Annotated in this window: 12 protein-coding genes; 3 read left to right on the top strand and 9 right to left on the bottom strand. The window is 54.3% G+C overall.

Going from position 1 to position 12,339, the window contains the following annotated elements; all coding sequences use genetic code 11:
* Positions 1 to 38: 38 nt before the first annotated feature.
* The 3 genes from gntR to AC3ITF_RS01365 form a co-directional block, all read right to left on the bottom strand.
* Entirely contained in the window at positions 39 to 1,034 is a 996-nt protein-coding gene (gene gntR, locus AC3ITF_RS01375) for a gluconate operon transcriptional repressor GntR (protein WP_096759245.1), read from the bottom strand.
* A gap of 128 nt (positions 1,035 to 1,162) precedes the next feature.
* A complete protein-coding gene (yhhW, locus tag AC3ITF_RS01370) occupies positions 1,163 to 1,858 on the bottom strand; it encodes a quercetin 2,3-dioxygenase (RefSeq protein WP_115257283.1) in 696 nt (231 codons plus the stop codon).
* A 122-nt stretch (positions 1,859 to 1,980) separates the two neighbouring features.
* On the bottom strand, positions 1,981 to 3,018 hold the full coding sequence (locus AC3ITF_RS01365; protein ID WP_181695204.1) for an oxidoreductase: 1,038 nt from the start codon (positions 3,016 to 3,018) through the stop codon (positions 1,981 to 1,983).
* A gap of 470 nt (positions 3,019 to 3,488) precedes the next feature.
* Between AC3ITF_RS01365 and yhhY the strand changes: the two genes are divergently transcribed.
* Both yhhY and AC3ITF_RS01355 read left to right on the top strand, forming a co-directional pair.
* Positions 3,489 to 3,977, top strand: coding sequence for an N-acetyltransferase (gene yhhY, locus AC3ITF_RS01360; RefSeq protein WP_096759242.1), 489 nt, complete (start codon positions 3,489 to 3,491; stop codon positions 3,975 to 3,977).
* 44 nt (positions 3,978 to 4,021) lie between these two features.
* Complete coding sequence (locus tag AC3ITF_RS01355) at positions 4,022 to 4,906, top strand: hypothetical protein (RefSeq protein WP_115259892.1); 885 nt, start codon at positions 4,022 to 4,024, stop codon at positions 4,904 to 4,906.
* A gap of 47 nt (positions 4,907 to 4,953) precedes the next feature.
* Here AC3ITF_RS01355 and ggt read toward each other — a convergent pair whose 3' ends face one another.
* Entirely contained in the window at positions 4,954 to 6,696 is a 1,743-nt protein-coding gene (ggt, locus tag AC3ITF_RS01350) for a gamma-glutamyltransferase (RefSeq protein WP_096759239.1), read from the bottom strand.
* 118 nt (positions 6,697 to 6,814) lie between these two features.
* On the opposite strand from ggt, the gene AC3ITF_RS01345 reads away from it, so the two are divergent.
* On the top strand, positions 6,815 to 7,258 hold the full coding sequence (locus AC3ITF_RS01345) for a DUF2756 family protein (RefSeq protein WP_115257277.1): 444 nt from the start codon (positions 6,815 to 6,817) through the stop codon (positions 7,256 to 7,258).
* Here AC3ITF_RS01345 and ugpQ read toward each other — a convergent pair.
* The 5 genes from ugpQ to ugpB form a co-directional block, all read right to left on the bottom strand.
* Positions 7,255 to 7,998, bottom strand: a complete 744-nt coding sequence (gene ugpQ / locus AC3ITF_RS01340) for a glycerophosphodiester phosphodiesterase (protein ID WP_115257276.1) — start codon at positions 7,996 to 7,998, stop codon at positions 7,255 to 7,257. The genes AC3ITF_RS01345 and ugpQ overlap by 4 nt on opposite strands.
* The gene (locus AC3ITF_RS01335) at positions 7,995 to 9,065 is read right to left on the bottom strand and encodes a sn-glycerol-3-phosphate import ATP-binding protein UgpC (protein ID WP_115257275.1); all 1,071 of its coding nucleotides are present in this window, start codon (positions 9,063 to 9,065) and stop codon (positions 7,995 to 7,997) included. The genes ugpQ and AC3ITF_RS01335 overlap by 4 nt, the downstream gene beginning before the upstream one ends.
* Before the next feature lies 1 nt (position 9,066).
* Positions 9,067 to 9,912 (bottom strand): sn-glycerol-3-phosphate ABC transporter permease UgpE, encoded by an 846-nt coding sequence (ugpE, locus tag AC3ITF_RS01330; protein WP_174361255.1) that lies wholly within the window; start codon positions 9,910 to 9,912, stop codon positions 9,067 to 9,069.
* The gene (ugpA, locus tag AC3ITF_RS01325) at positions 9,909 to 10,796 is read right to left on the bottom strand and encodes a sn-glycerol-3-phosphate ABC transporter permease UgpA (RefSeq protein WP_096759234.1); all 888 of its coding nucleotides are present in this window, start codon (positions 10,794 to 10,796) and stop codon (positions 9,909 to 9,911) included. The genes ugpE and ugpA overlap by 4 nt, the downstream gene beginning before the upstream one ends.
* A 104-nt stretch (positions 10,797 to 10,900) precedes the next feature.
* Positions 10,901 to 12,217, bottom strand: coding sequence for a sn-glycerol-3-phosphate ABC transporter substrate-binding protein UgpB (gene ugpB, locus AC3ITF_RS01320; RefSeq protein WP_096759233.1), 1,317 nt, complete (start codon positions 12,215 to 12,217; stop codon positions 10,901 to 10,903).
* Positions 12,218 to 12,339: the final 122 nt, after the last annotated feature.

The raw sequence follows: 12,339 nt of genomic DNA, 5'->3' as shown, positions 1-12,339 counted from the left end.
CGAAGTGTATAAGTGTGAGCTACGTCAAACTTGTCGGCTTAAATAGATCCGCCCGGTGACAAGGTGAAACCTAAATCTAACATTTTAGGTGTGACTGCTTCACCGCGGATACGCGCCAGCAGACGCTCAGCGCCAATGCTGCCCATCCGTTCACGCGGCGTGAGCACGCTCGCCAGACGCGGTTCCATCACCTGCCCGATGTCATGACCGTGGAAACCAGCAATCGCCATATCATCCGGAATTTTCAGCCCTAAGCGCTGGCATTCAAATGCCGCCCCGACCGCCAGGTCATCGTTAGTACAGAACACACCGTCCAGCTGCGGGTATTCACGCCGCGCCTGACGGATAAGCTCAATACCAGACGAATAGGAAGAAGATTGTTCCACCATCACGCTATACGGCACCAGACCGGCGTCGCGCATGGCCTGCTCGTAGCCCCTCTGTTTGATGATAGTTCGTTCATCCAGACGCGCACCCAGATAGGCAATGTGGCGATGCCCACGCGCGATAATGGCGGCGGTCATCTGGCGGGCGGCTTCGAAGTTGTCAAAACCGACGGCGATATCAAGACACGGAGACTGGCTGTCCATCAGTTCAACCACCGGGATCCCCGCTACTTCGATCATTTTCAACGTACGCGGGGTGTGGCTGCGTTCGGTGAGGATCAGGCCATCGATATTCCACGATAGCATTGATTCCAGACGTTCCTGCTCCATCTCGGGCTTATAGCCGTAGTGCGCCAGCATGGTCTGATAACCGTGGCGGTCAGTCACGGCCTCAATGCCGCGTAACACTTCAGCAAAAACCTGGTTGGTGAGAGAGGGTAACAGCACGCCGATAGCACGACTGGTAGCATTTGAAAGGATATCAGGAGCACGATTGGGAATATAACCCAGCTCATCAAGTGCAGCGGCAATTTTGCCCCGCAGCGCCACGGAGACCTGCTCCGGGTTGCGCAAAAAGCGACTGACCGTCATTTTGGTCACGCCCACGCGGTCGGCTACATCCTGAAGTACGGGTCTTTTCTTTTTCATCGTCCTGAAGCGTTAAAAAGGGATAGATTCCCCGAGTTTACCACGGACGTGCGGATTTAATGACAAACGATGAAAAGCCGGATGGCGACGCTGTCGCGTCTTATCCGGCCTACAAGGGTTACAGCACGTTATACAGGCGGCAAGTCAAACAGTAACACTTCGCTGTCGCTGTCGGCATGAATCGAAATGGCCTGTTCATCCCAGATTGCCAGACCATCACTGGTGGACGCTTTGGTTCCGTTGATGGTGACATTGCCTTTCACGACCTGGATCCACACGCGGCGTTCCGCGGCTATCTGATGTACCGATTGCTCATCTTTGAGCAGCGCCCAGCGATACAGCTCCATATCCTGGTAAACCTTCAGCGAACCGTCACGCGCATCCGGCGACAGCACCAGCTGTTTGCCCTGCGCGGCGTCAAAACGGCGCTGCTCGTAGCGTGGCGTAATGCCGTTTTCCTGCGGAATGATCCAAATCTGATACAGGTGCAGCTTCTCGGTGTCGCTTGGGTTGTACTCCGAGTGACGGATCCCCGTCCCGGCGCTCATAATCTGGAATTCACCTGCAGGTACCTGCTCTTTATTACCCATGCTGTCCTGATGCTCCACCGCACCTTCCAGTACGTAGGTCAGGATTTCCATGTCTTTATGGGGATGCGTACCAAAGCCCTGGCCTGCGTCGATCACGTCATCGTTAATCACGCGCAGTGCCGAGAACCCCATAAAATTCGGGTCATAGTAGTTGGCAAACGAGAAGGTATGCCAGGAATCGAGCCAGCCATGATTTGCATGACCACGGTCGTTTGCTTTGCGTAAGAAGATCATTGTGTTCACCCCAGATGTTTTCGATGGAGTCAGTGTGGACTCAATCACTCAGGGATCATAGAGGGTGAAAATTGACGCCTCTGTTCAAAAAAAATGAACAAGCCCAGAGGCGTCACTTAGCGCTATTTGGCGAGGGTTATCGTGGCAGGCGTTGCCTGTTCAAAGGCGCGCTCGAGGATCTCGAGGTTAGTAAGAACGTCAGATTCCTTGACGTAATTAGGCATACCGGTGGTCAGCGACTGATACAGCGCATCATAGACGCGGCCGTAGTCGCCCACTTCCGGTTTCATCTCTTCTTTCACCGTAATGCCATCATCGTTGACATATTCCAGCACACCCACTGAATCATCGGCGGCAAAACCGGGTTCCCCCGGCATAATATTGGCCTTCAGGCTGGTCTCCTGCTGGTCGATACCGTACTTCACAAACGAGCCTTTAGTGCCGTGAACGATAAACTTCGGATAGTCGATTTTCACCAGGTGGCTGGTTTTGACGATAGCCTTCAGGTCACCGTAGAACAGCTGCGCTTCAAAGGTATCATCAGGATTCGCTTTGTTACGCAGGCTACGGATGTCATAGGCAACGTGGTCGGGACGACCAAACAACGAGATAATTTGGTCCATGGTGTGTACGCCCAGCCCATAGAATGCGCCGTCCTGCGGCAGACCCGGCTGGGTTTCCACCACCGGGCGGTAGTAGTCAAAATGGCTCTCCACTTCAACAATCTCGCCCAACTTGCCGCTCTCAATCACCTTTTTGGCGGTGAGGAAGCAGGAATCGAAGCGACGATTCTGGTACGGCGTAACGATCAGCCCCTTGCTTTGCGCCAGTTCGAACAGCGCTTTTGCCTCTGCCAGCGTTGGTGTGAACGGTTTCTCCACCAGCACGTTTTTACCCGCTTCCAGCGCACGCTTTGCGTATTCAAAGTGACTGTCTGCATGTGTGCAGACGATCACCAGCTTCACCTGCGGATCGTTTAATACCTCGTCGAGGTCGCTGGTAAAGTGGATGTGTGAATATTGCGGTGCCTGCTCTTCCGGCTTGGCGTGACGACGGAAGATATGCGCCACGTGCCAGCTGTCTTTGCGGTTGAGAACGTACGGTAAATGGTAGCGGGTGGTGCTTTTACCAAACCCAATGAATGCACAGTGTAAGGTCATGAGGCAATCCTTTTGAAGGTGATTGCCTACACCATAACGCAAAGTGGGGGGAGACTGAATCCATCCTGTCATCGTGCCGGATGCGGCGTGGCCTTATCCGGCCTACAAAAGCAGTAGCCTCAAGATCGGCCGGCGGCGTCGCGGTCAGTTTGTTCACGGCAAGCGCGCAGGGCCCGGAGCGTACTAAATGTACGTGAGGAGCACGAGCACTTCCCGGGGACAAAATGGCAAGTAAGCCAGGCTGAAACAAAACCCCAAAAAAAAAGCCAGCAAAAGCTGGCTAAAGTAATACTGGAAGCAATGTGAGCAATGTCGTGCTTTCAGGTTCTCCGTAGGGTTCCCCTGAACGCAGAGCAATAATAATCATTCTCATTCGCACTTGTCTACTTCTTTTTGCAAAAAAATGCAGTTGACGGATTTTTCTTTCTCAGCGAGTGTAAATACACAATTAACCCTGCAGGAGATAAGGAATGAGTGAGATAGTGATACGCCACGCTGAAAAGAAAGATTACGACGCCATTCGTCAAATCCATGCCCAGCCGGAGGTGTATCACAATACGCTACAGGTTCCTCATCCTTCCATGGAGATGTGGCAAGAACGGCTCGCCGAGCGCACCGGTGTCAAACAACTGGTTGCCTGCATTGATGATATTGTCGTGGGGCACCTATGCATTGAAGTCACCCAGCGCCCGCGCCGCAGTCACGTCGCTGATTTTGGGATCTGCGTAGATGCCCGCTGGCAAAATCGCGGCGTCGCCAGCGCGCTCATCCGCACCATGATCGACATGTGCGACAACTGGCTGCGCGTCGAGCGCATTGAGCTGACGGTGTTTGTCGATAATGAGCCTGCTGTGGCGGTGTACAAAAAGTATGGCTTTGAAATCGAAGGGACCGGTAAGAAATATGGCCTGCGCAACGGTGAGTACGTTGATGCGTACTTTATGGCGCGCGTGAAGTAATGGTTGGGCGAGTCATCTCGCCCTTTTTATTGAAAGGACGCATCGTGAAAAAGGTTTTATCGCTGGTTCTGCTGGCAACGATTTCCCCCGGCTACGCCACGACCGTACAAAATGTGGATTCCATCCCCAACGCCATTCACCATCCGGAAGGCAAGCAGATTTTCGCCGAGCAAATGATGGGGGCAACGCCCGCCAAAGGGTTTGGTGAACTGCCGCAAGGGTTAGAGGTGGCGCAATGGATTAGCTGGGTTGCGCCGAATGAAGACCCCAAAAACCTGATTATGACCGGTGCCAAAGCCTGGGGCAAAAACGGGAAATACATTGGCGTCGCCTGTTTTGCCGATAATCAGGCAGAGGCAGAACAAACCAGGAAACGCGCAGATAACGGCTGTCCGGAAAATTACAGCACCAGCCGCGTCAATAAATTATATCTCGGCGTTTTTTCCTGGCAGAATCAACAGTTGCAGCCGATCGCACGTTCAGAAAAACCGCTGGACCAGCTCTCAACGTGGAATGAAAACGCCGAAGCGCAGAGTGATGATGAGTCCGTCAAACCGCTGGCTTATTACACCAAACTGGATCTGGCCCCTTATCGGATCGCACCCGATACCCTGGCATTCGGGGTACGCGGCGGGTACTCAAATGCGTATTCCGGCGGCGGTGCATTTTATGAAGTGCTGGAGCTCTACGCGATTAAAGACAACAAGATAATCAACGTGTTTTCCAACCTTGTTTACCAATATCAGGATATCGCCGGGGACTGGAATCAGGACGGAACGCGACAGCACGACATCAGCGAAAGTAAGTACATCCTGAAAATACGCACGGCAAAGACCGCCGGTTTTTATGACGTAGAGCGTGTTAACCTTGAGGATAAAAGCAGTCGCATATATCGCTGGTCTGAATCACAGCAACAGTACGTTCCCTAGCTGACAGATAAGGCCTACAGCGTATAGCACGATGTAGGCCATTCACCTTAGTACCCCGCCGTTAAATCATCCACGGAGCGTGGGTCAGACGCGCCATACAGTGCGCCATCCGGCCCGACCATAATGCTCTGGGTGCTGCCCATCGCCTCTTTGAGCGCGACTTTTTGCCCTTTCTGTTCCAACAGTTTGATGGTGTCCGGGCTGAAGCCTTTCTCGATACGCAGCTCATCCGGCAACCACTGATGATGGAAACGCGGTGCATTGGTGGCTTCGGCGACGTTCATTCCAAAATCAATGCTGTTGACCACCATTTGCAGCACAGTAGTGATAATACGACTGCCGCCAGGGCTGCCGGTAACCAGCCAGGTTTTACCGTCTTTCACTACGATGGTCGGCGACATGGACGACAGCGGGCGCTTATTCGGCCCTACCGCGTTGGCATCACCGCCCACCAGCCCGTAAACGTTCGGGACACCCGGTTTGGCAGAGAAGTCATCCATTTCGTTATTGAGCAGAATACCGGTGTTACCCGCCACAATACCGGTGCCGAAGGTGGTGTTCAGGGTATAGGTCACCGCCACGGCGTTGCCGTCTTTATCCACCACCGAGAAGTGGGTGGTTTGGTTACTTTCGTACGGGGCAAGCTTGCCTGGTTTGATCTGACTGGAGGGTTTGGCTTTATTGATATCGATCTGCTCGGCAAGCGATTTGGCATACGCTTTGTTGGTCAGCGCCTGCCACGGTACCTTCACAAAATCCGGATCGCCAAGGTATTCAGAGCGGTCAGCGTAAGCATACTTCTCCGCCTCCGCCATCACCTGCATGGCATCGGCGCTGCCAAATCCGTATTTCTTCATATCGAAGTTTTCGAGAATATTAAGGATCTGCACAATATGAATACCGCCAGAGGACGGGGGCGGCATCGAGAAGACCTGGTATCCGCGATAGTCGCCGCTAATCGGTTTACGCTCCACGGCTTTATAAGCGGCTAAATCGTCTTTGCTCATCAGCCCGCCGTTCTTCTTCATCTCCTCGGCTATCTGATCGGCAATCGCCCCTTTATAAAACGCATCCGGGCCATTCTCGGCAATCATCTCGAGGCTTTTCGCCAGGTTTTTCTGTACCAGCTTGTCGCCCTTTTTCAGCGGTTCGCCGTCTTTCCAGAAAATAGCTTTGCTGTTCTCGTGGTTGGGGATCACTTCGCTGCCGTAGGTTTTGAGATCGTCAGCCAGCGCATCGTTTACCACAAACCCCTCTGCCGCCAACTTCATCGCCGGGCGTACCACTTTGTTGAGCGGCAGGGTGCCATATTTTTCCAGTGCCAGCGAGAATCCGGCCACGGTCCCCGGCGTGCCGGAAGCCAGATGCGAGGTTAGCGATTTTTTACTGTCCGGATTGCCCTGATCGTCGAGGAACATATCACGCGTGGCGTTAGCCGGCGCCATTTCACGGAAATCGATAGCGGTCGTATTCCCGTCTTTGGTGCGCAGCAGCATAAATCCGCCGCCGCCCAGGTTCCCCGCCTGGGGATGCGTCACCGCCAGTGCATACCCCACGGCCACGGCAGCATCTACCGCGTTACCCCCCTGCTTTAAGATATCTACCCCAACCTGCGTGGCCATCGCATCCACGGAGGCAACCATCCCCTGCTGCGCGCGCACGGGATGGAACACATCTTCTTCCACGCCATATGATACTGGCGGCGCAGCCGGTGCGGCAGCCGCGCTGAAACAGCTTCCTGAGAGCAGAGCAGCAATGGCTACCCGGCGTATAAACGTCGGTTTTATCATCGTTATTCTCCAGATGTACGGGGGTCTGCCCCCACTAAGCCTGGTGCATAACTCTGAAATAACCATCGTAACGGCGAGAAAGGAGTAAACTAAAGAGATCCCCGAGAGGAGAAAAGCGATGAAACGACTCTTGATTTTAGCCATGCTATTGCCGTTTGCAGGCTTTGCACAGCCCATCAACACCATGAACAACCCGAATAAACCGGGTTATCAGATCCCGAGTCAGCAGCGGATGCAGACACAAATGCAATCACAGCAAATTCAGCAGAAAGGGATGCTGAACCAACAGTTGCAGACGCAGACGCGCATGCAACAGCAGCATATGGAAAATCAGATCAACACCAACTCCCAGCGCGTGCGCCAGTCTCAGCCGGGGGAGTTGAATACCAGCCAACAGCAAATGCTACCCAACAACAACGGTGGGATGCTAAACACCAACCGCAATCCGGACAGCACGCTGAATAAACAGCAGCAAATGCTGTCGGAGAAAAAGAACGGCGACATGCTTAAGCCCTCCAGCACGCCGCAGCCTAACGTGCCGTTAAAAACGATTGGGCCTTAATAGGGCTGAAAATCCGGCCCAATGACATCAATGGCATCGGTACAGATGCAATCCACCCCCCAGCGCAATAGCTCTGCCGCGCGCTGGGGACGGTTGACGGTGTACACCAGAATGCGTAACCCGGCATCACGTATCGCATCGACACGCGCTTCATCCAGCAGCGTATAGTTTAGATGAAGAGAAACGCAGCCCAGCCGCGACGTGAGTTCGCGCCAGTCGTCACGCCATTCATCAAGCAGCAGCCCGCGCGGCAGTTCCGGTGCGGCCTGCTGTGCAGCTTCAAGAGCCTCAATGTCAAAGGATGACAGCAGCGGCGGCGTCATATCAGCCCAGAGTTCACGCGCTGCCAGCGCAACGGCTCTGCCGGTGAGTGCCTCGCTACCCGTAGTGGGTTTAATCTCAATATTGGCCATCATGCGATGCTGACGGCAGCGGTCCGCCACCTGAGAAAGCAACGGCAACGGCTCGCCTTTGAACTCGCCGCTAAACCAGCCCCCGGCATCAACGCGCAGCAGATCCTGCCAGTTCAGCTCCCCTGCGACGCCCCAGCCGTTGCTGGTGCGTTCAAGGTTGTCGTCGTGCAGTAAGAAGATCTCGCCATCTTTTGACAATTTCGCGTCAAATTCGATCATGGTATGCCCGAATCGCGCCCCCACATCGATTGCCGCCAGCGTGTTTTCCGGGGCCAGTTTACCGCCACCACGATGGGCGACAATATGGGGATAAGGCCAGTTACTCATACTCGTTGTCCTGTTTCGCCATCAAAGAGATGCATATGGTTTTCGGGCAGATGCAGCCACAGCGTGCTGCCTGCCGTCGGGCGATGCTGATGCGCCAGCCGCACCACCAGTTTCTGCTCGCCCCAGCGTCCGTGGGCCAGGTTATCCGCGCCCAGCATTTCCAGGGTGTCTAGCACCTGTGGCACGCCGCCTTCGGCCTGCGAGCTTAGCGCAATATGCTCCGGGCGGATACCCAGCGTCATGTTACGCCCAATATGGCGCGAATAATCCTTGCCGAGGGGCAACATCATGCCGCTCTCCAGCTCAAAATGATGGCCCGTGGCGCTGATACGCCCGTCCAGAAGGTTCATGGCCGGGCTGCCGATAAAGCTCGCCACAAAGCGGCTGGCCGGTTTTTCGTACACCTCAACCGGCGTACCGATTTGTTCGGCGACGCCTTTGTTCATCACCAGTACCCGCTGGGCAAGGGTCATAGCTTCGACCTGATCGTGGGTTACGTAAAGTGAGGTGGTTTTCAGTCGCCGGTGCAGATGTTGTAACTCCAGACGCATCTGCACGCGCAGCTTGGCATCAAGGTTGGAAAGCGGCTCATCAAACAGGAATACTGCCGGTTCGCGCACAATCGCCCGTCCCATCGCCACACGCTGACGCTGGCCACCGGAAAGCTCGCGTGGGCGACGTTTGAGCAGTTCGCTCAGCTCAAGGATACGCGCGGCATCGTTCACACGCTCGGCAATGTGCGCTTTGCTCATGCCGCGAATTTTCAGCCCCCAGGCCATATTTTCTTCCACACTCATATGCGGGTAGAGCGCGTAATTCTGGAACACCATCGCAATACCGCGATCTTTCGGCTCCATCTCGGTGACGCGCTTATTTTCAATCCAGATATCGCCGCTGCTCACCCGCTCCAGTCCGGCGACCATGCGCAGCAGCGTAGACTTACCGCAGCCAGACGGCCCGACCATTACGATAAACTCCCCGTCCGCAACGTCCAGCGTCAGCGGTTTAATCACCTGGGTTTTACCGTCCCAGCTTTTGGTTACTGCCTGTAGTTTTAAACCAGCCATTTTATTTCTCACTATCGACCAGGCCACGCACAAACGCGCGCTGCATGGCTAACACGATGATTACCGGAGGGATAAGCGTTAGCAGCATAGCTGCCATCACGTGGTTCCACTGCGTCGTACCTTCACCGGTGGCGATCATGCCTTTGATACCCGCCACCGCCGTGCCCAGGTTCACGTCGGTAATAATCAACAACGGCCACAGATACTGGTTCCAGCCGTAAATAAAGGTGATGACGAACAGCGCCGCCAGATTGGTTTTTGACAACGGCAGCACGATGTCGCGGAAAAAACGCATCGGTGATGCGCCGTCAATACGCGCCGCTTCCACCAGTTCATCTGGCAGGGTCATAAAGAACTGGCGGAACAGGAATGTCGCGGTGGCGGATGCCATCAGCGGCAGCGTCAGACCTGCGTAGCTGTCGAGCATTTTCAGGTTGGCGATCACCTCTACCGTCGGGAAAATTCGCACCTCCACCGGCAGCATCAACGTAATAAAAATCATCCAGAAGAACAGGTTACGCAGCGGAAAGCGAAACCAGACGATGGCGAATGCGGAGAGCATCGACACCGTGATTTTCCCCAGCGTAATGCTGAACGCCATGATGAAACTGTTGAGCATCATCAACCAGAATGGTGCGCTGTTTACGCCCACCCCGTTGACCCAGATGGTGTGCATGTTATCCAGCAGATGGGTTCCGGGGATCAGCGTCATCGGCGTGTCATATACCGCCTGGTTGTCCAGCGTCGCCGCCACAAACGCAACGTACAGCGGGAACAGGATCACCATGATCCCCAGAATCAGCAGGGTGTGGCTGAATATTGTCAGCCAGCGACGGTTCTCAATCATTGGTAACGCACCTTACTTTCCACATAGCGGAACTGCACCACGGTCAAAATAATAACGAGGAACATCAGCACTACCGATTGTGCAGCGGAAGACGCCAGATCCAGCCCGACAAATCCTTCACGGTAGATCTTATAAATCAGCGTGGTCGTCGCCTGCACCGGTCCGCCCGCCGTGGCGGCATCAATCACCGGGAAGGTGTCAAAGAAGGCGTACACCAGATTCACCACCAGCAGGAAAAAACTCACCGGGGCAATCAGCGGCAACGCCAGCTTGAAGAAGCGCCGGATTGGACCCGCACCGTCAATCGCGGCGGCTTCTATCAGCGAGCGAGGAATAGACTGTAATGCGGCAAAGAAGAACAGGAAGTTGTAACTAATCTGCTTCCAGACTGAGGCAAATACCACGAGGAACATGGCCTGACCGCTGTTTTGCGCATGATTCCAGTCATAGCCAAACTCACCGAGAAAATGCGTAATCAACCCGCGCCCTGGATTAAACAGAAAGATCCACAGCACCGCAGCGACGGCAGGGGCCACCGCGTAAGGCAGCAGCATCAGCGTCTGGTAGAAACGGCTGCCGCGCACCACGTAATTCACCAGCGCGGCAAAAAACAGCGACACCAGCAGACCGCTTACCGTGACTAACGTACTGAACTTGATGGTGGTCCAGAACGAATCAAGGTAGTACGGGTCATGAAACAGCGCGACAAAATTATCCAGCCCCACGAACTGGCTGGAAAAACCAAATGGATCGACGCTTTGTAGCGAATACCACAGCGCTTCACCCGCAGGCCAGATAAAGAAAATAAGGGTGATAGCCAGCTGCGGGGCCACCAATAAATAGGGTAGCCAGCGCGAGCGGAACACCGGTCGGGATGAGGACATGACAGTTCTTTTCCTGGAAGGTGCCGGATGGCGGTGCAAGCACCTTATCCGGCCTACAAACGCTGTAGGCCTGATAAGCGCAGCGCCATCAGGCACTTATACACTTAAGATTTGGTCGACTGCTCGAAGCGACGCAGTAACTGGTTGCCGCGCTCAACGGCGGTATCCAACGCTTGCTGTGGGGTTTTCTTACCGGTCCAGACGCTTTCCAGTTCCTCATCCACGATGGTGCGGATCTGCGGCATATTGCCCAAGCGCAGTCCTTTGGTGAACGGCAACGGTGGCTTGTTCAGCATCTGACGCGTGGCGGTATCCGCCCCCGGGTTCTTGTCATAGAAGCCCTGTTCGCGAGTCAGATCGTAGGCGGCGGTGGTGATCGGCAGATAGCCCGTTTTCTGGTGCCATTCAGCCGCAATTTCAGGCTTCGCCAGGAAGTTAAGGAACTGCGCCACGCCAGCGTAGGTTTCTTTGTCTTTACCCTGCATCACCCACAGGCTCGCACCGCCGATAATCGCGTTCTGCGGGGCACCTTTCACGTCGGCATCGTACGGCATCATACCGACGCCATAGTTGAATTTCGCATAGTGACGGATGTCGGCCAGAGAGCCGGAAGAAGCAGTGGTAATCGCACAGTCACCGCTGTAAAACTTCTCGGTGGATTCATCTTTGCGCCCGAAGTAGCTGAAATCACCCTTCTTGTTTAGCTCTTGCAGCAGTGCAATATGTTTCACCTGCTCCGGCTTATTAAACTCCAGCACCGCATCGGTACCGTCAAAACCATTGTTTTTAGTGGCGACCGGCAAACCGTTCCAGGCACTAAAGTTTTCAATCTGGATCCACCCCTGCCAGCCGCTGGCATAGCCGCACTTCATGCCTGCAGCCTTCAACTTCGCGGTGTACTCCGCCAGGTCCTGCCAGGTTTTTGGCGGCTGTTCAGGGTCTAAACCGGCTTTTTTGAAGGCATCTTTGTTGTAGTACAGCACCGGGGTGGAGCTGTTAAACGGCTGGGAGAGCAAATGTCCGGTTTTAGAGTCGGTGTAATAACCGGAAACCGTCGGCACAAACTGAGACTCATCAAAGTTAATTCCGGCCTCTTTGAACACTTCATAGACCGGCTTAATTGCCTTTGAGGCCATCATGGTTGCCGTCCCGACTTCGTAAACCTGCAGCAGAGCAGGCGCGTTACCGGTACGGAATGCGGCGATCCCCGCGCTCAGGCTCTGCTCATAGTTGCCTTTGTACTGCGGAACGATTTTGTAGTCGGGATTGGATTCATTAAAACGTTGCGCCAGTGAATCAACTTCTTTACCCAGTTCGCCTTCCATTGAATGCCAGAACGGGATAGTGGTGACGGCCAGTGCCTGACCTGCAAATGCCAGGCTGATTGCCAGTCCTAAAGCTGTATGTCGTAACGATTTCATCGGTTATCTCTCTTGTTGTGCCGGATGCGCGATATCACGCGTTTTATGCTCGCGGGGGTAACATGACATGCTCGAATGACAGAAAAATAACTTTTTTATTACAAAAAAAAGATAGTAAGGCG

The organism is Citrobacter sp. KH_055_1, assembly GCF_057838705.1.
Note: the sequence above shows the minus strand (reverse complement) of the source record. Positions and strands in the feature narration are given on the sequence as shown.